Origin of the sequence: Kordia antarctica, from assembly GCF_009901525.1 — a bacterium.
GTDB lineage: Bacteria > Bacteroidota > Bacteroidia > Flavobacteriales > Flavobacteriaceae > Kordia > Kordia antarctica.
Genome location: NZ_CP019288.1, coordinates 3,677,562 through 3,701,200, shown reverse-complemented (window position 1 = coordinate 3,701,200; position 23,639 = coordinate 3,677,562). Strand labels below are relative to the sequence as shown.

At 33.0% G+C, this 23,639-nt stretch carries 18 protein-coding genes; 6 read left to right on the top strand and 12 right to left on the bottom strand.

What is annotated here, in order from left to right:
- The first annotated feature begins 64 nt into the window (after positions 1 to 64).
- Entirely contained in the window at positions 65 to 604 is a 540-nt protein-coding gene (msrA, locus tag IMCC3317_RS15360) for a peptide-methionine (S)-S-oxide reductase MsrA (RefSeq protein ID WP_160130376.1), read from the top strand.
- A gap of 71 nt (positions 605 to 675) precedes the next feature.
- Here the strand turns inward: msrA and IMCC3317_RS15355 are convergent, their stop codons facing one another.
- The 7 genes from IMCC3317_RS15355 to IMCC3317_RS15325 form a co-directional block, all read right to left on the bottom strand.
- Positions 676 to 1,533: a hypothetical protein gene (locus tag IMCC3317_RS15355; protein WP_160130375.1), complete on the bottom strand. Its 858-nt coding sequence runs from the start codon at positions 1,531 to 1,533 to the stop codon at positions 676 to 678.
- A gap of 139 nt (positions 1,534 to 1,672) precedes the next feature.
- Positions 1,673 to 4,327 carry an outer membrane beta-barrel protein gene (locus IMCC3317_RS15350; protein WP_160130374.1) on the bottom strand — a complete coding sequence of 885 codons (2,655 nt, stop codon included), beginning with the start codon at positions 4,325 to 4,327 and terminating at the stop codon, positions 1,673 to 1,675.
- A gap of 97 nt (positions 4,328 to 4,424) precedes the next feature.
- Entirely contained in the window at positions 4,425 to 4,829 is a 405-nt protein-coding gene (locus tag IMCC3317_RS15345; RefSeq protein ID WP_160130373.1) for a thiol-disulfide oxidoreductase DCC family protein, read from the bottom strand.
- 2 nt (positions 4,830 to 4,831) lie between these two features.
- A complete protein-coding gene (locus tag IMCC3317_RS15340; RefSeq protein ID WP_160130372.1) occupies positions 4,832 to 5,815 on the bottom strand; it encodes a hypothetical protein in 984 nt (327 codons plus the stop codon).
- A gap of 15 nt (positions 5,816 to 5,830) precedes the next feature.
- Entirely contained in the window at positions 5,831 to 6,412 is a 582-nt protein-coding gene (locus tag IMCC3317_RS15335; RefSeq protein WP_160130371.1) for a hypothetical protein, read from the bottom strand.
- Positions 6,413 to 6,422: 10 nt separating this feature from the next.
- Positions 6,423 to 6,806, bottom strand: coding sequence for a hypothetical protein (locus tag IMCC3317_RS15330; RefSeq protein WP_160130370.1), 384 nt, complete (start codon positions 6,804 to 6,806; stop codon positions 6,423 to 6,425).
- Positions 6,807 to 6,885: 79 nt separating this feature from the next.
- A complete protein-coding gene (locus IMCC3317_RS15325; protein WP_160130369.1) occupies positions 6,886 to 7,269 on the bottom strand; it encodes a hypothetical protein in 384 nt (127 codons plus the stop codon).
- Between the two features lie 711 nt (positions 7,270 to 7,980).
- Between IMCC3317_RS15325 and IMCC3317_RS15320 the strand changes: the two genes are divergently transcribed.
- From IMCC3317_RS15320 to IMCC3317_RS15305, 4 genes are all read left to right on the top strand, one after another.
- Complete coding sequence (locus IMCC3317_RS15320) at positions 7,981 to 8,229, top strand: hypothetical protein (protein ID WP_160130368.1); 249 nt, start codon at positions 7,981 to 7,983, stop codon at positions 8,227 to 8,229.
- A gap of 733 nt (positions 8,230 to 8,962) precedes the next feature.
- A complete protein-coding gene (locus IMCC3317_RS15315) occupies positions 8,963 to 10,765 on the top strand; it encodes a helix-turn-helix domain-containing protein (RefSeq protein WP_160130367.1) in 1,803 nt (600 codons plus the stop codon).
- A gap of 118 nt (positions 10,766 to 10,883) precedes the next feature.
- Positions 10,884 to 11,057, top strand: coding sequence for a hypothetical protein (locus IMCC3317_RS15310; protein WP_160130366.1), 174 nt, complete (start codon positions 10,884 to 10,886; stop codon positions 11,055 to 11,057).
- A gap of 118 nt (positions 11,058 to 11,175) precedes the next feature.
- Positions 11,176 to 13,365: a prolyl oligopeptidase family serine peptidase gene (locus IMCC3317_RS15305; RefSeq protein WP_160130365.1), complete on the top strand. Its 2,190-nt coding sequence runs from the start codon at positions 11,176 to 11,178 to the stop codon at positions 13,363 to 13,365.
- 84 nt (positions 13,366 to 13,449) lie between these two features.
- On the opposite strand, the gene IMCC3317_RS15300 is transcribed toward IMCC3317_RS15305, so the two are convergent.
- The 3 genes from IMCC3317_RS15300 to IMCC3317_RS15290 form a co-directional block, all read right to left on the bottom strand.
- Entirely contained in the window at positions 13,450 to 13,704 is a 255-nt protein-coding gene (locus IMCC3317_RS15300; RefSeq protein ID WP_160130364.1) for a hypothetical protein, read from the bottom strand.
- Positions 13,705 to 14,450: 746 nt separating this feature from the next.
- Positions 14,451 to 15,860 (bottom strand): DUF5689 domain-containing protein, encoded by a 1,410-nt coding sequence (locus IMCC3317_RS15295; protein WP_160130363.1) that lies wholly within the window; start codon positions 15,858 to 15,860, stop codon positions 14,451 to 14,453.
- 63 nt (positions 15,861 to 15,923) lie between these two features.
- Entirely contained in the window at positions 15,924 to 18,704 is a 2,781-nt protein-coding gene (locus tag IMCC3317_RS15290) for a TonB-dependent receptor (RefSeq protein WP_160130362.1), read from the bottom strand.
- Positions 18,705 to 18,841: 137 nt separating this feature from the next.
- On the opposite strand from IMCC3317_RS15290, the gene IMCC3317_RS15285 reads away from it, so the two are divergent.
- Positions 18,842 to 19,888, top strand: coding sequence for an endonuclease/exonuclease/phosphatase family protein (locus IMCC3317_RS15285; protein WP_160130361.1), 1,047 nt, complete (start codon positions 18,842 to 18,844; stop codon positions 19,886 to 19,888).
- A 362-nt stretch (positions 19,889 to 20,250) separates the two neighbouring features.
- Here IMCC3317_RS15285 and IMCC3317_RS15280 read toward each other — a convergent pair whose 3' ends face one another.
- The gene (locus IMCC3317_RS15280; RefSeq protein ID WP_160130360.1) at positions 20,251 to 20,691 is read right to left on the bottom strand and encodes a hypothetical protein; all 441 of its coding nucleotides are present in this window, start codon (positions 20,689 to 20,691) and stop codon (positions 20,251 to 20,253) included.
- A 111-nt stretch (positions 20,692 to 20,802) separates the two neighbouring features.
- Positions 20,803 to 23,541, bottom strand: coding sequence for a TonB-dependent receptor (locus IMCC3317_RS15275; RefSeq protein ID WP_160130359.1), 2,739 nt, complete (start codon positions 23,539 to 23,541; stop codon positions 20,803 to 20,805).
- Positions 23,542 to 23,639 lie beyond the last annotated feature (98 nt).

The following is a 23,639-nucleotide window of genomic DNA, read 5'->3' as shown; positions in this document are numbered from 1 at the left end:
GATATTATATAAACCGTTTTATAAGTATCTTTGTCATGTGTCATGCTATTAAGAGAATAATTATATGGAGAATAAAAATATAGAAACTGCCACTATTGGTGGCGGATGTTTTTGGTGTACAGAAGCCGTTTTTCAGGAAATAAAAGGTATTGAAACAGTTGTTTCCGGTTATGCTGGCGGAACAGTTCCTGGAAGACCAACGTATCGTGAAATTTGTTCAGGACTTACGGGACACGCCGAAGTGATTCAAGTAACGTTTGATGCTACTGTTGTTTCGTTTCAAGAGATTTTAGTGATGTTTATGGCAACACACGATCCTACAGCTTTGAATAGACAAGGCGCTGATGTTGGAACACAATATCGTTCCGTTGTTTTTTATCATGATGAGAAACAACGTGAAACTGCCGAAATTGTGATGAAAGAAATGGCTTCGTATTATGACGAACCAATTGTTACAGAAGTTTCCGCTTTGCCACCTTTTTTTGAAGCTGAACTAGAACATCAAAATTATTATAGAGAAAATCAAGAACAAGGATATTGTAATTATGTGATTACACCAAAGTTGACGAAGTTACGAAAGTTGTTTGCGGATAAGTTGAAGTAGTATTTGTTTAATTGATTTCGAAAATGAAAACCTTTGTAATTATTTAAGAACATAATGGGTTACAGAAGCTATTATTCTGCAAATATTATTTTTTCTTCGTGTTCACATTTTTTACAAATCTGTTTTATTTTATCTTTTTCATATTCTAAAAATTCGATTTGTAAGCTACCACATTCTGAACATGCTAATTCTTGGTCAAATCCTAAATGTTTATAAAAAAGGTTCTCAATTAAACTTACTGTCGCTGAAGTAAAAAGTAATGCAATCTTAGCATCAGGATATTTTTTATTTTGAGAATGAACAATCATTGAATTATAACTCCAAGCACTATCAACCATTTTACGAGAGTAGTTCCTTAAGTCCGAGTTTTGATTTCCTGGAATATAATAATCAATAAAAGCATTAGAAACACCTTTGAAGTCTGCCTTTTTTAATCCTTTCTCTTTTACCAACTGGGGATTTCGTTCACATAATTCTTTTGACAAATCAATTAAACTTTCTCTACATAATAGTCCTATTGATTGAAACTCTTCAGGCTCTAGATGAATATCTAATTTTTCTGAAGCCATCTTTAGTTTTCGATTAATAGATTTCAAATGCTCAATATTTAATGGTATCTCGTCAATTATATGCTTAAATTCATTTTGATATCTTTTGGCTAACCTTTGAGTTAAACCCATATGGAAAGAATATGCTTCGTCAGCTGATAAATAATTTGCTCCTTGAGTGTACATATTCATAGGTGTAGAACCACCTTCTACTAACCAATATGCTTCATTTTCAGTTTTAACATTCCAAACATTAATAACAACATCCAAATCAGTAAATGTTTCTTCACATTTGATATTAACAATTTCCTTGATATCATCATATGAACCTAGATATTCTTTAATTAGTTTTTCTGCTTCAATTCGGTATTCAGGTGTCATTCTTTAGTTCGATATTTTTTAATTGCTCCTAACATATATACGAAATTCCTATTATATACAACCTTAGAAAATAGCTAAAGTTTAATCTTGTTAAATTTATAAGATTTGTAGCTAAAATCAAATTTCATAACGTAGATTTTTATTTCCGCTTAAAAGAATTAAATTTCCAATCAAGCGAAAGCATTACAAATCGTTGCAATATGAGGCTTTGCGTATTTTGAATGTAATCTGTATTTACAATTCGGCGTGTGTTGATGTTCTGATTGAGCAAATCATATACTCTGAGCGATATATTTGCGCTGTCATCCAAAAAACTATATGTTAATGAACTGTTCCACGACCACGCATATTTGTCAAAACCGTTGGAAACATTCGGATTGTAAACATATCGAACATTATTTTCCCAATTCAGATTCTTAAAAATTTGTGTCGCTGTGTAAAAATCGAGCTCATGTGTTATGATTTCTTGATTGTTAAAACCGTCAAGAGAATAGTTGGTTTGTGAATACTTCCAATTGTAATTTACATTGAAATCGAACGCTTTTTCCCATTCAAAATCAAATCCGAGTGAAGGCATATAATTCGTTGTTTTCACATTGTAACGACTGTCATTATTGAAATTAATTCGTTTTGTTGTATTTATAGAACCATTCAAATTGATTCGCATGACGCGTGTTTGATCAAATTTTATTTTTTTGTATAGATTGAAATAACTGTGATATCCGTAATTTCCATCTACGTTTACAAACGTTGTTTCGCGTACCAAATCGTCGTTAATTGTATATTTTGAAACAACTCTGTTAGTGTCAAAATTTGCTTTGAGTCGCGTGTATAATCCATAACCTTTTTGAAAGTTATTCGTTCTAAAATCTACATGAATACTGTATCGATTTTGAGGTTTTAGGTTTGGATTTCCACGCGTTATATTTAACGGATTGGAAACATTGGTAAACGATTGCAATTGCGATAATGACGGAATGGAGTTTGTAAGTCCAATTCCAGTATTTATAATCGTTTTTCGGCTGATTTTATACCGAATTCCTCCTGAATATGTAAAGATCTTAAAACGTTGTTTGATGTCGAATTCGGGTCGCAATCGATCTTTATTTTCCAAAGTTCGGAACGCATAATCGAAATTGATAAACGCTTTTATTTTTTCGTTTTTATAGTTTAATTCCACACTCGGAATCATCGCGTTATTACGATAAATAAAGTCAGAACTTAATTCGGTATTGAATGTCGAAAACGCTTGTTGATCTTCATTAAAATCAAAAACAGCTTTGTCACTTTCTTCTTTTCGATGATAGTTATCGTATGTAAAATCTACAAATAATTTTCGTCCAACAATGGGCAATCTGAATGTAATTCCTGTGTTCAATGAACTTCCACGATCGTCTGTGTTTGTAAATTGATTTCGAATGATATCGTCCGTTGTCGAATTGAAAAAAAACAATTCAGAAGCTGTAAAATCATCTCTATTAAAATCAGCAGCACTTTGGTTGAGACGCACTTTTATAAATGCGCCTTTGTCTCCTATTTTTTTGGTTAGATATAACGCGTTTCTAAATTCTTTTTGCGTTTCCGTTCCGTTGGCATTTATTGTTGAAGCATTCGTTAATTCCTGAGATTCATCAAATGTTTCTGAATTGCCTTGATAACTGTTTTCGCCAGGCAAATACGTAAAACTTGATACTAAATCTATATGAAATGTAGAATCAATAGTGGCTTGATATTGTACATCGACTGCATGACTTCTATTGTCTGTTTTTGATCGTGAAGTTGCACTAGAAAAGTAAGGCGCATCTGGAACTATGTATTCTGTAAATTGCGTTTGTCTGTTTTCAAATTGCGCATCAGAATATACGTAATTTACCGATAATGAATTGTTTTTAATGAGTTCATCAGCATATGTAAAACCACCTTTCCGAGATGTCCGAATTCCTTTGGTACCAAAACCAACTCTTGGCGCGTTGATATTATTGCCAGTACCAATTACGCTAATGTTTCTATTGTTGTTGAATTTGTTGTAGTTTCCTGAAATTTCATACCGATCATTATCGCCAATTCCTGTGGAAAGTTTCCCAAACGAACCTTTGTTATTTTCTTCTTTGATCACAAGATTGATCGTTTTAAAATTTCCGTCGCCAGTTTCTCCTGTAAAGGCTTCAGAATTCGTTTTTGAGTCTGTAATTTGTAGTTTTTCTATGATTTCTTTGGTCAAATTTTGTGTAGCAATCGTCGGATCGTTTGCGAAAAAAGGTTTCCCGTTGACTAGTATTTTGTCCACTTTTTTTCCGTTGACAGTAATGTTTCCTTCATCATCTACTTGCGCGCCAGGTAATTTTTTGATAAAGTCTTCAACACTGGCATTTCGTTTGGTTTTGAACGAATTAGGATTAAATTCTAAGGTATCTTGTTTTATGGTAACAGGTGCTTTTGAGCTTATCATTACCGCGTCTAACATAGAAGTATCTTCAAGATATATTGATTTTAAATTTATAGAAGGTTGTAACGTAATCGATTTAGAAAATGTTTTACTTCCAACATAAGAAATGAAGAGCGTGGCATTCTTCAAAGAAGTTTTACCACTTAGGGAGAACTCTCCTTTTCGGTTGGAAGTAGTGTAGGTTAAGAGGGCATTGTCTTTACTATTTTGCAGGTATATTGTTGCCGATTCTAAAGGAATACTATCCATTACACCATTTACAGAACCTTTGATTTCGTACGATATGTTCTGCGCAATTGCAGTCGTAGCCAAAAGTAACAGGTATAGTATGAGAATGTACCTTTTCATGGAATCGTTTTTAGGATGAATTAGATGTGTAAATCCTATAAAATGAGCGTTTGCTATTTTTTTAAATTTGATCTAATTTCTGATATGATGTGTTGCTTTAAAGAAAGAAATGTTGTTCTTCTTTAGAAATTAGCCTGCAATGTTGCTTTGCTAATTTGTATCTGTATTTTGATAGGATCGAATACACAAAATCTGAGATGAATGTTGGAATTATTTGCAAGTAACTTACGTATTTCCAAGATGTTCCAAGTTGTTTCATGATTTTAAAAATCGCTGTGGATTTTTTGTAATATCGATGGTTTTGCACGACAATTATGGAAGTCGTAAATCCTTGAATGTTTAGTAAATTGATTAGTTGTTGTCCAGTTTCTGACTGTGACGAAACAAATTTGAGTTTCTGTGAAGGATTTCTGTCCAGAATAAATTGAATATATTCGTTACAAAATCCGCAAGTTCCATCATACATTATAATCGTATGATTTTTTAATAGTTGATTCCACATAACTAGCTGTTTAAAGCTTCTAGTGTTACGTTTTGTGGCTGCACTTTTCTTCGCTTGAAAAAGACAAAGTATTTTGAAATATTTAGTTCTGGCATTGGCTCACTGATGTAAAATACCGTTACATTCCAAAACATCATGAAAGAAGCAAAGAAGTATAAATCTAAGAATATTCCGATTCCAACATGCATTGCTAACGTACTGTACAACCATATTTTTCTGGTTTTCGGAATCCATATAAAGATTACGTATAAAGTTTCAATTAGTAAAACGCTCCAACCCATTACAGTTAGTATATATGAGTTTTCTGCCAAGAATGTAAAATCGATATTAAAAATACTATTGGCGCTCCATAAGTGAATAGATTTCCAGATAGCTTCTCCATTCCACCACGTAATTCCCATCATTTTAGAAAGTCCTGCATAGAAATATACCATACAAACATTGAATTGTAAAAGTCTTTTGAATAAGGTTACATTTAAGTTGTTTCGATCTCTCTTTTTAAAGATAAGATTGTCGATGGAGTGAAAATATCCTGAAGGAAATATGATTAAGTAGAATAATGATGTCACCATGAAACCATCTATTCCGTAAATATATGTTCCTGAATATATTGCTTTGTATAAAAGCAACGTCATTATCGCAGAAAACCGTGTACATAATCCAAACATTAATGCCAACAGAAAGAAAATAAAGGTTCCTATAAATCCGTTTGTTGTCACACTTTCTGAAATTCCGTAACTTTCAAAAAAGGTAATGATTTGTGTGAATGAAATCATTTGATTGGACAGAAAAAATTCGCGAATATCGTGCGGAATAATTCCTTGTTTTCCAAATAACTTACTGAAATCCAATATGATACTCATTAAATGGATAAGGATAAAAACACTTGTTCCTATTCTGAAAAAGGCAATAAATGATCCTTTGGTATTATCTTCTTTGAAGAAGAATGTATGTATTTTTGATTTGATTAACTGCAAAGTATTCATGGTGCTGTAGTTTTTTTAGAATCTAAATGTGTAACGCTCTAAAAGCGCAAGTCTTTCGGTTTTACCATCTAATGTTTCTTGTATTTGAGCAGGTTGGTGAATGTAAATTTCTGAGATTACTTTACTTCCTGTTTCATAAGAATCATTGATGTTTTTTGCAATTTGATGCATCATGACTTCAAAATATTTATCGTAAATTTCGTTTGGTTCATCTAACATAATTCTTTCCATCATTGGAAATGTACAGAGGTTAAAACGCACTTTACTTTCTTTTTGTTGCAAACTTATTGGAGCTTGATGTTCTCCTAATAGTTTACCATCACAATCCACAACTGCAAAGGACATTACAAATTCGCTACCTACATTTGGAGAGTAAAAACCGTATCCGGCATCTGTTCCTGTGTAGTTGGCATATGTTTTAAAAATAGGGCTGCTCTCAATAGCATGCCCTATTTTTAATGCCTTTACGTCTGTCACATCTGGGTTTGTCAACGTATAATAATCTCTTATTAATCCATGTGTATTGATAAACAATAAACAGAATAATTGAATGACGATTAGTGTGACACACACGAAGGTATTTTTGAATGGATTCATAAATCAGAGATTATCTGTTCATGTAACGGTGCATCATTTCATTGATTTCACCATGCGCTTGTTCAACAATTTGAAGATCTTCTTCGTTTAATTCTGCACTCATAGAACCTCCGATGAAAGTTTTTTGTGTAAACTTGGTATCATCATGTGTTTTGTTTCTGAAAATCCAGATTCCACGTGCTGCAGATTCTTCATTGATTTGGTCACTGATACTAATACGTTCCGTTAATTCATCTAATCTGAATACATCTCCGTCTTCTAATGCTACATTTTGTAATAAGAAGTTTCCATCGGCTAATTGTCTTACTGAACTTTCGTTTGTAGTGTTTGTTGTAAAAGAGAATAACATTAAGCTGATCATTGCTACTACTGGTAAAAAGATTTTAGTTTTCATAATTTTAAATTTTAAAGGTTTGATTAATTTTTGATTTTGGTTATAATTGGTATTATTTAAAGTTTAGGTGTGCTACAATTTATCTGTTCATGTAACGGTGCATCATTTCATTGATTTCACCATGCGCTTGTTCAACAATTTGAAGATCTTCTTCGTTTAATTCTGCACTCATTGAACCTCCGATGAATGTTTTCTGCGTAAACTTCGTATCATCATGTGTTTTGTTTCTGAAAATCCAGATTCCACGTGCTGCAGATTCTTCATTGATTTGGTCACTGATACTGATACGTTCTGTTAATTCATCTAATCTGAATACATCTCCGTCTTCTAATGCTACATTTTGTAATAAGAAGTTTCCATCGGCTAATTCTCTTACTGAACTTTCGTTCGTAGTGTTTGTTGTAAAAGAAAAAAGCATTAAGCTGATCATTGCTACTACTGGTAAAAAGATTTTAGTTTTCATAATTTTTCTATTTAATGGTTTATAATAAGTAAGGTTTGATTAATTGCGTACTCTTTTTTTTAAAGGCTTTTCGGCAACCGCCTTGTATAATGTTGCAACAAAATTACATTTGCAATTAACGACGCAATTATCACATTTTCAAACACTTACTATTGCCATTTGTAAATACAACCACCTGATTTATAAATATCACGTACCTACTTTGTATCGGTTTTTACGTAAACACTGGCTTGACGGACGAAAAAGGCATAATTTTCATAAATTCAAGGAGTTGTAGTGTTCTTTTTTGTTTTGCTAAAAAAAGAGTGAAATAGGCGTAAAATAAGGGTTTATGAAGCTATTGATTTGTAAATACCACTTGTGGCAAAAAGAAAATTGAGTGCTTTTTTTATGTTTTCTGCGTTTTTTGGGTTTGTTTGAAGAAAAAATGGCAAAATGTGATCGTTTGTGGCTTTTTTGAACTTCTTTTTGGAAAGAAATTGTTCTCTTTGAAAAGTTTCCGTTATCTATTTTCTGTTTTTTTGATTCCAGGTAGTTTTTGAGATGATTTTTCTGGAATATTGTACGATTCTAAAGTTGAAGTGTGATCTATTTTAACGAAAACAACAAATTATGCCGAGTTTCATCTGGCGGAAGCCTAGAAAAGAATAGTTTTGATGGAAATTGTTTTTCTTGCAGAAGAATTATATTTAAAATTACCCAAAAGAATACATGGAAACTCCGAAAACAACACATAAAATTATAAGCTTTGGGAAGTTTTTGATTGTACTAGGAGCAATTTTTGGAATTCATCCATTTGCAGTTATAATCAGTATTCCTTTGTATGTAATTGGACTAATTATCATTTGGAAATCAACTATTGTTTCTCGGAAAAGGAAGATAATTTGGACAATTGCGCCAGTGTTCGGAATTTTTATCGTTTGGATTTTGATTATACTCATCACACTTATTTTTGACTAAAATAAGATGTTCTTCAACCAATTTTAAAGACTCCTATTTTTTGCTATTTCACAGCGTTTTAGGCACAAAAAAAGAGCGCTGAAATCAGCACTCTTTTTAAACACTTTAATGTAAATTATAGTTATATGCTACTAAATTTTGGCTATTAAAGGTTTTATGTTTTTCTTTTTTTGATTGACTAAAGGCTGCTATGGTTAAACAGCCTTTAGTCTTGTAATCAAAATATAGAAGTTGTAATTATTGTAAAGGTAATTACTATATAAAGAGGTAACTTACTCCTCTTTATACGCTTCTAGTTTTTCGGCTTTTATTGCTTAAAGCCTTTATTGGCTAAGTTTCATGGTGTAAGTTTTTCATATGCTAATTTGTTATTTTATGGTTTTTTTGGGTTCGCTATTATCATTGATTGTTTGTGTTTAATACTGCTAAATAATGGCGTTATTTTCTCTTTATCAAGTGATTCATATTGGGTTTTATAAATATCACGTTCCGTATTTATAAATTCCATGAAAGAAATTTTTCGAAACTTCCTTGTGGTTACTTGCATTCATTGATAGTGTCATTATTGTCTGAAAAAACTATATATTTATGCACGTTTATAACGATTTTACAGGACTATTTTGATTTATTGGATAGTATAGTAGTTGTTATCTCACAATTTTCATTGAATTTTAAACATAAAAATCCTTTTTTAAATGCTTTTTATGTTCGATTCAAAAAAAAATCAAAAAAAGTGAAAAATTACACCCAAAATTTAGCTTCTTTTTTCTGTTTACCTACATCTTTTCTACACAGAAAGTCATTCATTTCTTTTTTAGCAGCTCTTGTTTTAATTGTATGTTGTGCGACTTCAGCATTTTCTCAGCAAAGTGCTAATACTTTTGAAGACCTTAAATCCAAATTCAGCGCTTCGTCACAGAATTCGAAAGAAGCATTGAATGCAGCTACTTTATTTCTGGCGAAAGCCAAAGAAGCCAACGACGTAGCACGAATTGTAGAAGGTTATGAGTTGTTGATATCAAATTACAGTCACACACCAAAAGCAATTTTTTATACAGATAGTATTATTTTGTTAACCAAAAATACAAAGCTTGACAATTATCCGGCGGAAGGTTATTTGAAAAAAGGAATCCAATTATATTACAACTCAAAATACAACGACGCGCTCAATAATTTTGCTACAGCTAATGACATGGCGTTGGCGAATAAGAATATTAGACAGCAAATTTCTATTAAACATTATATAGGATTGCTAAAAAATGTAAGCGAAGAACGCGAAGAAGCATTACAAATTTTTCAAGATAATATTGCGTTTATTCTCAAAAATGATTTTCAGAAAAAAGATTCTGATCAGTATTTAAAATCGTTGTTTGCATTGGCAGATTCGTATAATAAAAATCGTGTGCTCGATTCTGCGGAAGTTGTACACCAACGCGGAATTAAAGCAAGTTTGCAACATCCGAATAAGTATTTGTATCCTTGGTTTTTAACTTCTTATGGAATTACTTCTTATTATAAGGAAAACTACGCCAAAGGAATGGACAGTTTGTTGAAGGCAACAAAATTCTTAAAGACGAATGAAAAAACCTTGTGTTCTAATTATTTATATATCTATCGATGTTTGAAGAAACAAAATAAAACGGAAGAAGGAATTACGTATTTATATAAGATAGATTCTATTTATCAGAAAAAACCAAAAGTAGTTTTTCAGGCTAGAGAAGCATACGAACTTTTGAATAAGGAACATAAAGCCGCTAAAGATGCGGAAAAACAATTGGCGGTGATTGAGAAGTTATTGGCAGTAGACAAAATTATCACAGATGAATATCAAAATTTAGGAAAAAAGATTGTCCAAAAGTATGAGACTCCATTAATATTGTCTGAAACTGAGGAATTAATTAGTCAAAAAGAAGAATTGATTAGTCAATTGAAAGATGAAAATTTCTTATCTGAAAAGATAGTTATTGCACTTATTATTATTTCTGTGTTGTTAGTACTTGTCGTTTTTTACTTCTTCCGAAGAAATGTAGTGCAACGAAAACGTTTTGATTCAATAATGGAAGAATACGAGCAGAAAAAAGTTCTGAAAGAAAATGAAAATGAAACACCTTTAATTGAAAAGATAACTGCAGCTGTTTCCCAAAAAGAAGATCTTGGATTGCCAAAAGAAATTGTTGATAGTATTTTGATTAAACTGCAAAAGTTTGAAGATACACATCGATTCACTAAAAAGAATTACACGCAAACAAAACTCGCAAAAGAGTTAGATACTAATAGTACCTATTTGTCAAAAATTATCAATATGACCAAAGGTATGAACTTTGCAAACTACATGAATGAGTTACGAATTGATTATGCAATTACGCAACTTAAAGAGAATAAAGTGTTCCGATCTTATACAATAAAAGCCATTGCTTTGGAAGTTGGTTTTAATAATGCACAGTCATTTTCTATTGCTTTTCACAAAAAAACGGGCATTAATCCGTCATACTTCCTAAAACAACTTGAAAATCAAAAATCTGTTATAACTACTTAATTTTCAATATTTTAAATTTTAATTTTCATCGTGATATTTGTAAATACCACCATACTTCATTATTATTATGTATAGTTTTCTACTACATTTACATCGTAATCAAAAATAACTTAACACTATGAAAACTACTAAAAGAAACTTCGGGAAATTAAATTTATCAAAATTAAACATCGCTAAAGTAGGAGACATTAATAATTTGTACGGCGGTTCAATTCCAAAAGAAACTGATAATTGTAATACAAATGAAATTTGTACTTACAATTGTGGAGGCGATACTATAGACACACAATAGAATAAAATTTTATATTACTTTTTTTTCATATCATAAAATGCTATTTCAGATATCGTGTAAAATATCTTGATGTAGCATTTTACATTTCACATAAATACTATCTTTTTTTCAATCATTAATGAAGCATTCATTTATCATATACCTATTAATTTCCGTATTGTTGATTCAATGTATTGAGAATGAAAATCACTCTAAAATTACAGTGGAAAAACCTGTAATTGATACTTATTTCTCAAAAGAGATTGAAGATCCATATCAATATTTGGAAAATTTAAAAGATACAACCGTACTTTCTTGGTTGTCTTCTCAGAATACATATGCAGAAGAGATACTTCAAAATATTTCGGGACGAGATGCATTATTGAAAAAGATGAAAGCGTACGACGAATTGCGCTCAGAAACTATTTTTGACTTAAAAATAGTCTCACCAAATGTTTATTATTACTTGAAGTATTCAGAAAATCAAGAGGCAACTATTCTTTATTTCAGAGCAGGAGTTGATGGAGAAGAAACTGAAATTTTTAATTCACAAGATTATAAATCAACTTCGCAAGATCAATATATTATTAATTATTTTCAGCCAAGCTGGAATGGTAAAAAAATAGCCATTGGTTTTACTAAAAACGATGAAGAATTCTCAGAAGTTGTGGTGTATGAGTTAGAAAAAAAACAGTTTAACAAAGAAGTTATTGACCATTGTTGGCCATCTGAATTGGGCGGAATCAACTGGTTGGCGGACGATTCTGGTTTTATATATTTACATATTCCAACGATTGACACAACGTCTCCCAATTATATTTTAAATTCCGCAACCGTGTTGTATCGCTTAGGCGAAAATCCAAAAAATTTACAGATCATTTTTTCAAAAGAAACACATCCGCAACTTAATTTGAGTGCAGCAGATTTTCCTATTGTGAATATTTTTGGGAAAGATCAAAAGTATATGTTTGGTAGAGTTGGCGGCATTGGTTTTAAGGATTATTATTACGCGCCAATAACCGAATTAGAAAAGAAAATCGTTACCTGGAAACCGCTTTTTAAGAAGAAACATAAGGTTGAAAAATTTATTCCATATGCTGATGAAATTTACTTTTTGAGCGCACAAAAAGCATCAAATTTTGGCATTTACAAAACTGATTTTGATAGTTTAAATTTTGATATGCCAACCGAAATTATTCCTGCAGAAAAAGATCAGATTTTAAAGGATTTTACAATTACCAAACAAGGATTATTTTATACAACTACTAAAAATGGCGTACGCGCGAGTTTGTATCATTTAAAAGATGCAACTATTGAAGAGATCCAATTGCCAAAATCGTCTGGAAGTATTAGTTTATCTACGATTGGAATAAACTTTCCGCATTTATGGATTGAAGTTGAAAGTTGGATAAGTCATAAAAACAGGTATTATTATGAAAGCGATACGAAAGCTTTTAAGGAAGAGAATTTGACTCCTGTTATAGATTATACAGAATTGGAAGATATTGTGGTAAAAGAGATTGAAATCACATCTCACGACGGAATTCAAGTGCCATTATCAATCATTTATAAGAAAGGAATGGTGAAAGATGGCAAAAACCGCATGTTATTGAATGGTTATGGTGCGTATAAGTGGATAAACGCGCCTATGTTGTATCCGTATTTGTTACACTGGATTCGTGAAGGTGGCATTTATGCAGTTGCACATGTGCGCGGCGGCGGCGAAAAAGGTGATACGTGGCATAAAGGCGGATTTAAAACGACAAAACCGAATAGCTGGAAAGATTTTATTGCGTGTTCTGAGTATTTAATTTCAGAAAATTATACGTCTCCTGAACGATTTGCAATTTGGGGCGGAAGTGCTGGCGGCGTTACTATTGGACGCGCTGTTACAGCCAGACCCGATTTATACGCCGCTGCCGTAATTAGAGTTGGTTTGTTGAATACGTTGCGTTCTGAGATTGCGCCAAATGGTCAAAATAATATGAAAGAGTTCGGAACTATTAAAGATTCCACCGAGTTTGAAGCATTGTTAGAAATGGACGCGTATCATCATGTTGAGAAAGAAACCGCATATCCCGCAATTTTATTAACCGCCGGATTGAATGATTCTAGAGTTGCCGCTTGGCAACCTGCTAAGTTTGCTGCACGTACGCAAGCTGCTACCAATTCTGACAATCCAATTTTGTTGTCTGTAAATTTTTCCGAAGGTCACGGGTTTGATCGCACCCAAAAAAGTAAGCGTGAAGAACTTGCCGATATTATTTCTTTTTTGTTGTGGCAAACTGGGAATGAGAAGTATAGCGTGACTAAAGGATTAAAAAATTGAATCATTGAAAGGGTATTTTCTTTATTTTTTTGTCGCTTTCGCTGGATTCTACTTGGTACTGATAAAAGCTTTAAATTTTCAAGTTTATCTAAACGTATCTTTTTTTAATAATTTAAGTTGGTCTTTAAATGTTTTTAAAAGATATTCATAGGATTCTGATTCATTTTTATGATACGTTATTGAACTTTCTTGTCCTTTTTCATCATAATAAAAAAGTCTCCATAATCCATCAAGGTTTTCAAGAATCATGGCATCAATTTTTAGTCCTTCATTTAAAGAATAATCAGAATCTATTAATCCTAATTTAGATAGTTCTTTTTTTAATTCTTGTTTTGTCATGTTTTATAATTAAAAAATTGAAGATTCAACAATTGAAAAAATTCAAATTGATACATTTTTTGCTACAAATTAACGAATAGTTTTGGCTTGTTTATCGGCACGAGTTACAAAACTCGCGCTAGCCGTTTTTTTGAATTAAAAATTGAATGATTCAACAATTGAAAAATTTTACATTTTACATTTAGAGTTTTTCGGTTTTCGGTTTTCGGTTTTCGGTTTTCGGTTTTCGGTTTAATCTAAAAAGTAATACTGTAAATACAAATTTTATTCAATAGAAAAGCTTCAAATTGATACCTTTTTTTGCCACGAATGCACGAATGGTTTTTAGCTTGTTTGTCGGCACGAGTTACAAAACTCGCGCTAGCCGTTTTTTTGAATTAAAAATTGAATGATTCAACAATTGAAAACTTTTACATTTTACATTTTACATTTAGAGTTTTTCGGTTTTCGGTTTAATCTAAAAAGTAATACTGTAAATACAAATTTTATTCAATAGAAAAGCTTCAAATTGATACCTTTTTTTGCCACGAATTCACAAATAGTTTTAACTTGTTTCTCGGCACGAGTTACAAAACTCGCGCTAGCCGTTGCCACGAATTCACGCATGGTTTTGGCTTGTTTATCGGCATGAATTGCAAATTCGCGCATGCGAAAAACTAAAAAATCCAATAATCTAAGATGTCTAAAAAAAGTCAAAAAAAAGAGCGCTATTGCTAGCACTCTTTTTTTATATGATATAAGGAATCTTACATTCCTGTTACTTTTACATCGTCAATGTGGTATCTTGTTTCTGCTCCACCTGCAGCACCTAAGTACTTAAATCCAATATGTACATCTCCATCTAAACATGAGATGTTTATATCAGAACCTACAAATGAACCAAATCCGCCGCTTCCAACTGGAATGTTTGCATCTAGTAAAGCCCATTCTGCTGTTGTTGGATCTCCAGTAAAATCTGTTGAAACATATACTTCTAAGATTGTTCCTGTTTCAAAGTTTGCAGAAACGTTAAAAGTTAATTCTTCTTGCGTTGTAGCATCTAAGTTGATTGTCGGTGTTACTAACCAAACTTCCATAGGATCTTCTCCTGTACCGAAAGCAGATATTACCATGTATCTATCTCCACTGAATGAACCATCTTCATAACGCTCAGAACCACCTGAAACGTTTACGTTTGTCCATCCTAAAGCATCTAATTGTGCTTCGTTTGTAATTGTTTCGAAATCTTGTTCAAATACAGTTACAGCACTAGAAACTGGTCCTTGACAGTTTAAGATATCTGGATCGCAACGTGTAGTTTCTGTAAAGTTAATATCTGCAAGCGTATTCAATACTAATACATTTGTATCATCTCCGAAATCTCTTGTGAAAACTCCTTGAATTGTTCCTTTGTTTTCATCTATTGTTAATGATTTGAAATCAGCAAACGTACTTGTTTGTAATGCAATTGATCCACCAGCAACACATTCTTCAATACTTCTGAATCCATCAAAACTATCAGAAGCTTCACCTGCATAGGTTAATCCTAATTGGTTTAATCGGAATTGTGCATCTTGTAATTGAATGAATGTATTTTCATCAGCTTCCGTTAAATCGCCAACTGTTGTTACTTTTGGCTCAATCGTAGCTACTTCTGCTCCACGTATTACGAAATCTAACAATTCAAATGATTGAATTTGATCGATGTCGTTACCATTTGCTTTTCCAATAGCGTATACTCCATTTTCTAATCCGATCGCTAAACCGTTCATTCTGATATATACTTTTCTACCAAATTCGTAACTGTTGAATAAAGCAGATTGGTTGATATCTACACGGAATCCTAATCTTGGATCAGCCGCAGGATCAGATGCATCTTTTTTGTTTTGAATTACTAATTCTTCAAAGAAGTTTCCAGCTTGATCGCTAGATACTACATATCCTTCAATGATGATTTCAGCTTCGTCAAGCGCAATTAGTGCAATGTCGTCTCCACTGTTCACCGCTTGTTGGTATCGTGCTACCATATTACTAAAAGTAGCGTTTGCAGTTAATCCTGGATCTACAGTTGTTGTTCCTGAAGGAATTGCAAATTCATCGTCTTGAACACAAGAAGTAATAGCTAATCCCATAATTCCTAAGACAGCTATTAGACTAAAAATTTTATTTGCTTTCATTTGTTCGATTTTATGTTTTTTCTGCGCAACACATAAAGTTACACAATCTTTTTTTGTTTTTTATTAGAATCTAAAATATAAGTTTAAGAAATAAGTTCTTCCTCTACCGTACCAATATCTGTTTCCAAATACTCTTGTTTCTAGTGCAGAATCGTCTCTTAGTTCTCTGAAATTCGCATTTCTTCCTTGCTCAAAACCTCCAGTTTTGTATTCTTTTCCAAATACGTTGTTGATACTTGCAAAAAGACCAACATAGTAGTCTCCTAACTTCCATGATTTTCCACCAATAAGGTTTACAAGCATGTAATCGTCAAATTGTTCTTGTCTTAATAATTCACGTGCCGCTTCTGGATCGTAATCATTAAACACTTGTCCATCAAAATCTGTGTAGAAGTTGCTACTTCTTTGTAATGGACTTACGTCGATATATGCATTAGAGAAGAAATTCGTAGTAGCTCCAAACCACCAGTAATCTGGATCTCTATATTCAAATCCTGCTGAAAACGCTCTTTGCGGTCCACCAGCAATTCTGTAATCTTTTAAGGTAGATTTTCCTAAGTAACGAGTTCCATCTTCAAAATCTTCAGAAGATAAGTATAAATCAGGATTGTTATCATATGTATATTGTCCTAACGATGCTACACCTTTTAACTTTATAGTAGAAGTTGCTTGTACTTCAATTCCAAATTCAGCTCCTATGTGTCTTTTGTCAACACCTTGTAAAATTTCTTGAACAAACGCTTGATTGTCTCCACCAATTCCATCTGCAAAGAAGAAAGAGATTTCGTTTGCATCTTCCATTTTTGTGTAATAACCAGTTAATCTAGCTTTTACTATTGGAGATCTGTAGATGTAACTTGCATCAAACGAAGTAATTTTTTCTTCACTGATGTTTGGTACAATATTATGATTTTCTCTAGAGTTAGAGAATGTGTTACGGATTGATGGTGCTTTTGTTATGTAACCAGCATTGAAATCAAATACGTGACGACCTGTTAATTTATAAGTCAATCCACCTTTTGCTCCAATTCCTGTAAATGATTGTTGTTCGCCTTCTCCAAAAGAGTTATTGGCAAAACCTCCATTTTGGTAGATACCGTTACGTTGGTATGTTGTGTTTTCAACACTAGCAGCTACAAAGAAATCTACTTTTTTGTATTTGAATTGTGCTTGTGCAAATCCTCCAATTGTATTTGATTGAATTTCGAAGTTGTATTTGAAACGATCTCCGACAGTAACCAATCTGTTTGGATTTCTAACATCGTTTTGTACGCTGTTTGGGTTTCCAATAAAATCATCCGCAAAGTTGTCCACATCTAAATAGGATCTTCCACCAAGTAAATCTGTAACTTCTGCAAAGTTTTCAGAGGTTAATGATGTAAAGCTTGCACCAGCATTTAACGTAATATTATCGTTGATTGCTGTGTTTAAGATTGTGTTTGCTATGAATTGCTTATCATCCGTTCTATCTTCGTATACAATATTTACTGCATTTCCACCAGCAACTAAGTTACTTTGGTTTGCAGCGTATAATGCTACCCAATTAAGTTGTCCGTCATTGATAAATTGCTGTTGTGCTCCAAATTCTAATCCTGGATTTTCAGGATTGTTTCGTGCAAAGAAACTCGGTAATTTTTGGTAGTATGTTGGACTTGGGTTTGCGCCACTTCCAATTGGAAATCCGCTAACATCTAAGTCAGTTCCTCCAAAGTCAATACGACTTCTACCTTGCTCACCAAATTGGTACGCAACATTTGTTTGTAATCTAGTATTTTCTGCAATATCCCAATAATGGTTTAGCATTAAGATTGGTTCCACAACTCTACGAACACGTGAGTTCCGTTTTTTACCATCTTGATATCCCCAATAGTCATTGTACTCAATTCCTTTTAGATCCCACACTTCTTGTGTGTTTGCTGAAGATTGTCCTCTTCTGTTTGGCGCATACATTCCTGTAAAGTTTAGGCTATGCTTGTCATTTAATTTCTTTTCAACTGAAACGAATAAAGAATTTGCGTCGTAGAAAGTACCGTCGTTAAAACCTTCATCTCCCCATCTTCTTCCGGCAGAAACCGTGTAAGCCCATCCACTTTCAAGTAAACCAGAAGAATATGTTGCCATAAGTCTGTTGGTATAACTTCTGTTAGATGACGAATACGTTACTCTACCACCTTCTCTGTATTCAGAAGCTCTGGTATTGATATTTGTTGTTCCTAAGATTCCGCCAAAAGTATTGTCGTTAGCGCTTAGTCCATTCGTAAGTTCTTGATTTCTTACGACATCATTTAATCCTCCCCAGTTACTCCATTGTGGTCTTCCATTGAACTGTTTGTTCATTTTAACACCATTAATAAGTACTGTTCCATTCTCAGAATCTAATCCTCTTACTCTAAAGAAAGTAGAACCAAATTCAAACGCGGCAGTTCTTAAATAGATATCTCTTGACGATTGTAATAGTCCTGAGATGTTGTCTGCTGCTGTAGAATCATCATTTAATTCATCATCAGTTAAAGATATTAGTGTAACATCTTCCTGGACGAATCTTTTTAACAAAATTGTTCCTAAGTCAATTGCTTGACCATCAATAACGGTTACTGGCATTCTCAAAATTGAGTATCCATCTTTAGTGAATGTTACATCCACTTCACCCGCTGCAATATTTGTTAACTTAAAGACTCCAGATGCATCCGTAGTAACTTCTATGTTATTGTTACGTGCAACTGAAACCAAAACATTTTGGACAGCATCATCTGTATTGGCGTCAATTACTTTACCTGTAATTGTGTTTTGTCCGCTGACAAACCAAACTGATAGCAATCCAAATAAAAAAATAAGTTTTTTCATACTGTAATTTGCAATTAATTATTATTAACGTTTAAAAATCTTTAATAACGACGCGCAAATGTACATTTTTTATAATTAATAACTACTTTTGGTCTAGCTTTTGCAAAGATTGTTTAAGATAACATAACATTGATTAAATGAAAAACCTTAAATCCTTAGTAATACTTGCTTTTTTATTAGCATCTACCCACGGTTGGGCACAGAAAAAGAAGCAATTTAAAGTACAAACGATTGCATTTTATAATGTAGAAAATTTGTTTGATACTATTAATGATCCATTGAAAGACGACGAGAAAAGTCCGATGATGGAAATTCAAAGAGATCGTTCAAAGATATATGCAGATAAAATCTCAAAACTTGCGCGCGTTATTTCCGATATTGGCTATGATGTTGCCAAAACATCACCCGCTATTTTAGGTGTAGCCGAAGTTGAGAATAAGCAAGTGTTGGAAGATTTGGTAAATGATCCTCAGTTGAAAGATTCTGATTATGGTATTATCCATTTCGATTCTCCTGATAAGCGAGGAATTGATGTAGGCTTGTTGTATAAACAAGATATTTTTCAACCGCACAGTTTTTCAAAACATCCGTTGTTTATATATAATGGAGATAAAAGAGTCTACACAAGAGATCAGTTATTGGTTTCTGGAGTGTTAGATGGTGAAGAGATACATATTATTGTAAATCACTGGCCATCGCGTAGTGGCGGAGAAGCGAGAAGCAGACCAAAACGTGTGAAAGCCGCAGAATTGAATAAACGTATTATTGATTCGTTACAAAACGTTGATAAGAATGCAAAGATCTTTACCATTGGCGATATGAACGATGATCCTTTTAACGCAAGTATGAAAGATGTACTGAAAACTAAAGATGATCGTGAAGATGTGAAAGGAAAAGATTTGTTTAACCCAATGGGCGGAATGGCCAAGAGCGGAAATGGAACGTTGGCATATAGAGATGGTTGGAATTTGTTTGATCAAATTATATTTACAGCGCCATTGTTAGAGAAAGATTATTCTGAGTATCGCTATTATAAAGCGGGAATTTATAATAAAACATATTTATCTAATAAGCGTGGACGTTATAAAGGCTATCCTTTCAGAAGTTTTTCTAGCGGAAGTTATACAGGTGGTTATAGTGACCATTTTCCTGTGTATGTGCATTTGATTAAAGAAGTTAAATAATCTTTTTAATGTGTCAATTTGAAGATTTGCTGATTTGAAAATTGACGTATAGAAATAAAAAAATCCTTATCGTAATTGATGAGGATTTTTTGTTTAATGACATTGTTGATATAAGATTTTAGATCGCTACGCTTTTAGAATAAAGAGTTAAGATGTGATGTAATTACCAACAGAAATCTCAATACTCATATCTAATTACTCAATTCTATTGAATAGCCCTGATTGCAGCGGCATCCTTTTTTTGCTTTGCCTTGAGGCAAAAAAAGATATAGCGGAAAGCAGGAAATAGCTTCAAAAAAAGATGTGAGACTTGTTTGGTATAATAAAAAATCCTTGCCGTACTAGACAAGGACTTTTGTGTGTTATAATCCTAACCACTGACTCCAAGGTAATCTGGATAGTATGAGTAGTAATCCTAAACCGTAAAAGAAAGCGATTTTACCAAAAGCTCTTTTGTCAGTTTGTTGCTTTTTGTGTTTAGACCAACCAATTGTGATCAATACGATTGCTATGATTACAATGAAAGGATGTTCTAAGGCAAGTAAACGTTGTGCTGAAGTCATTCCGCCCATTCCGTTTGTAGAAATCATTTTCATTCCGAATGGAGATATAAAGTATAGAATTAATCCGATGAGTAATTGTAAGTGCGTAAAGATGAGTGCGAATAGTGAGATTCGCAAGTCTTTGGAAACGAATTTTTTGTTGGTTGCAAATCCTATGATTGCGTTTGCCACAGCTATTATTAAGATAAGAAGGACAAAATAAGCAAAATAAGAATGCAGGTTTTTTACGTGTTCGTACATAGGTTTGTTTTTAGTTGATATACAAAGGTACTTATTTTTATGAAACAAAAAACCCTGTCGATTGACAGGGTTTTTAGAATTTATGTTTTAGAATGCTTTATACTTTCTTTCTTAGAATGTATAACGTAAGCTAAAGTTCCATGTTCTTCCAAATCCGAAGAATGCTTTGTTTGCTGTGTCAATTCCATCATACGTATTGTCTCCTGGATTCGCAAAAATGTTTGTTTGCGATTCAGCTAAATACGTTGTATTGAATAAGTTGTTTACGTTGATTCTGAAAAAGATATTGTTTTCTTTTTCTTTTCCAACTAACCACTTGTATGACATACCACCTTCAAATAATGTGTAAGCTGGTAATTGTAAAGAACCTTGATGATCTACCTCATCAAAATCTTCAGCGTTGATGTCTGCGTATAAGTTATCAGCTCTGTACCAAGCGATATCGAATTTTAAACGCTCTACTGGCTCAACAATTGCAGCTAAACGCATTGTTGTTTGTGCAGCGTTTCCAACTTTAACACCATCTAAGAATAATTTGTTTTCTCCAATTACAGTATTGTTTTGGTCAAATGCAGGACCTGCAACATTTCCACCATATTCCCAGTTTCCAAAAGAAGCCATTCCTCTGAATGTTAACATGTGGACTGGTTTGTAAGTGAATTCTAATTCAGCTCCCATGTGGATTTGCTCTAAACCTTGTAAACTTGTAGTTCCTTGCTCATCATCAGAAGAGTCCGTTGGTGTATTGTTTACATCAAATCTACTTGAGATTGAAGAGTATCTATCTGTCCAAGAAGTTCTGTAAAGGTTTACGCTTACATTTAATTTTTCAGACTTATATCCGTATCCTAATTCAGCTCCGAATACTTTTTCATTTCTGTAGTCATCATTTAGAGTATTTGTATTACTAAGATATACAGCATCAAATGAAGGTTGTTTTGTGTAATATCCAGCATTAGCGAATACGTTATGGTTTTCGTCAATGTTGTAGTTCAATCCACCTTTTACTGTTCCTCCTAGAATGTTTTCCCAATCAGTACGTTGTCCAGCTGCAACTGTTTCTCTAAATAAATCTTCTCTACTAAATCCTTGGTTTGACCCAGAGAATTGTACGAAAGCAGAAATTGCATCTTTCTTATATTCTAACTGACCAAATAAACCTAACCAACGTACATATCCTATATTGTAGTAGTTGATTTTATCTTCATCATCAATATCTTTAAACACGTTAAGGATAGAACCAAAATCAGAAGCATATGTGTTTGTTAATACTCTGTCAGGATTGTTTACATCTGAATCATCTCTATATGCATCAGCACCTAATAGATTATCTAGTCTTCTGTAATGGAATCCTTTGTAGCTTCTTGCATCAAATCCAACATCTAACGTTAAGTTATCGTTGATTCTTGTGTTTAAGTTTGCTAATAAACCAAACCAGTTATGAGAGTTTATAGAAGCTCTTCTAGAGATACCATTGTCTCTACTGTCGTTAATAAATAAACCATTTTCCTGATCATTTCTCTGAAGAGTTTCTCCATTAGGAAATGTTGTAAGTTGACCACTGTTGTACTGTACAATTTTGTCCCACTGTACTTCACCATTTGTTGGACTTCTATAAAGGTCACTGTTTGCAAAGTTGAATCCTGGTAATCTTCCGATGTCTCCAGTTCCTCCACCTCTACCAAAAGAAGCGTATCCTACTGTAGATAATTTAGTGTCGTCAGAAATGTTCCAATCCCAGTTTAATGATAATACTGGTTTGTGGTAAAAGTTTCTTCTCCAGTTAAACTCTTCACCATTTAATGTTCCATGGTTAAAGTTATACTTGTCACCAAATTGTTGATATTGTGCAATTGTTGCTGCGTTAAAGAAACTTGTTGTTCTTTGGTTGTGAACCTGTGGCGCACCAGTTGCAGTAAATTGAATATCATGTTTTCTGTTTTCGTCAGTCCATCCAAATCCTAAGAAATAGTTGTATCCTTCAAAAGCAGTTCCGTTAATGTAACCGTCTCCTGCAGTTCTACTGAATAATCCAGTAAATGCAAATCCACTTTCCATTCTTCCTGTAGAATAAGAAGCAATTGTTTTAAGATAGTTATCGTTCCCTAATGTAGTTCCAACAAATCCACCTTCATTTCTTTCTGTAGTTTTTGTTACAATGTTTAATGTACCACCTACAGAAGATATTGCTAATTTAGAAGAACCTAAACCTCTTTGAATCTGAATTGCAGAAGCAACATCAGCTAAACCAGTCCAGTTACTCCAGTATACAGCTCCGTTTTCCATGTCGTTTACAGGAACTCCGTTTACTAATACTGCCGTGTTTCTTTGATCAAATCCACGAATGTTAATTCTTGAATCTCCAAATCCTCCACCAGATTTCGTAGCATACACAGAAGGTGTGGCATTTAATAATTCTGGAAGTTCTTGGTTACCCAATCTTTCAACAATTTCTTCAGCTCTAATAGTAGATACTGCTACAGGAGTTTCGCGCTCTTTCGCGATATCAACTATACCAACAATTACTACTTCGTCAAGAGAATTATTAGAAACTAACGTAATAGTTCCAATATCTTTTGTTCCACTAGTTACATTGAATGTAACAGTTTTTGTTCCAAATCCTACGTATGATACTTCAATTGTACCCGTAGCACTCTTTACATTTAATCTAAATTTCCCATCAAAGTCGGTTGATGCTCCATTTGTTGTTCCTTTCACAACTACACTTGCTCCTGGTAATGGTCCTGTTTCAGAATCTACCACTTTACCTGTAATTGTTCCCTGAGAAAAAGCAACTGATGTTACTAAGAACATCGCTACTATTAAAAACAAATTGTTAATCGTTTTCATAAGTTTCATTAGTTTATTTAATGCCGCAAAAATCGTGTTTATTGTGCATGCATATATTAAGCGAATGTTAAATGTTTTAACATTTTATCAAATTTACA

What these genes read in the sequence shown, in the direction of transcription:
- IMCC3317_RS15285 (WP_160130361.1), top strand. Translation starts at nt 18,842, where the DNA reads ATGAAAAACCTTAAATCCTTAGTAATACTTGCTTTTTTATTAGCATCT.
- IMCC3317_RS15310 (WP_160130366.1), top strand. Translation starts at nt 10,884, where the DNA reads ATGAAAACTACTAAAAGAAACTTCGGGAAATTAAATTTATCAAAATTA.
- IMCC3317_RS15330 (WP_160130370.1), bottom strand. Translation starts at nt 6,806, where the DNA reads ATGAAAACTAAAATCTTTTTACCAGTAGTAGCAATGATCAGCTTAATG.
- IMCC3317_RS15355 (WP_160130375.1), bottom strand. Translation starts at nt 1,533, where the DNA reads ATGACACCTGAATACCGAATTGAAGCAGAAAAACTAATTAAAGAATAT.
- IMCC3317_RS15320 (WP_160130368.1), top strand. Translation starts at nt 7,981, where the DNA reads ATGGAAACTCCGAAAACAACACATAAAATTATAAGCTTTGGGAAGTTT.
- IMCC3317_RS15300 (WP_160130364.1), bottom strand. Translation starts at nt 13,704, where the DNA reads ATGACAAAACAAGAATTAAAAAAAGAACTATCTAAATTAGGATTAATA.
- IMCC3317_RS15275 (WP_160130359.1), bottom strand. Translation starts at nt 23,541, where the DNA reads ATGAAAACGATTAACAATTTGTTTTTAATAGTAGCGATGTTCTTAGTA.
- IMCC3317_RS15335 (WP_160130371.1), bottom strand. Translation starts at nt 6,412, where the DNA reads ATGAATCCATTCAAAAATACCTTCGTGTGTGTCACACTAATCGTCATT.
- IMCC3317_RS15325 (WP_160130369.1), bottom strand. Translation starts at nt 7,269, where the DNA reads ATGAAAACTAAAATCTTTTTACCAGTAGTAGCAATGATCAGCTTAATG.
- IMCC3317_RS15345 (WP_160130373.1), bottom strand. Translation starts at nt 4,829, where the DNA reads ATGTGGAATCAACTATTAAAAAATCATACGATTATAATGTATGATGGA.
- IMCC3317_RS15340 (WP_160130372.1), bottom strand. Translation starts at nt 5,815, where the DNA reads ATGAATACTTTGCAGTTAATCAAATCAAAAATACATACATTCTTCTTC.
- IMCC3317_RS15280 (WP_160130360.1), bottom strand. Translation starts at nt 20,691, where the DNA reads ATGTACGAACACGTAAAAAACCTGCATTCTTATTTTGCTTATTTTGTC.
- IMCC3317_RS15290 (WP_160130362.1), bottom strand. Translation starts at nt 18,704, where the DNA reads ATGAAAAAACTTATTTTTTTATTTGGATTGCTATCAGTTTGGTTTGTC.
- IMCC3317_RS15350 (WP_160130374.1), bottom strand. Translation starts at nt 4,327, where the DNA reads ATGAAAAGGTACATTCTCATACTATACCTGTTACTTTTGGCTACGACT.
- IMCC3317_RS15295 (WP_160130363.1), bottom strand. Translation starts at nt 15,860, where the DNA reads ATGAAAGCAAATAAAATTTTTAGTCTAATAGCTGTCTTAGGAATTATG.
- msrA (WP_160130376.1), top strand. Translation starts at nt 65, where the DNA reads ATGGAGAATAAAAATATAGAAACTGCCACTATTGGTGGCGGATGTTTT.
- IMCC3317_RS15305 (WP_160130365.1), top strand. Translation starts at nt 11,176, where the DNA reads ATGAAGCATTCATTTATCATATACCTATTAATTTCCGTATTGTTGATT.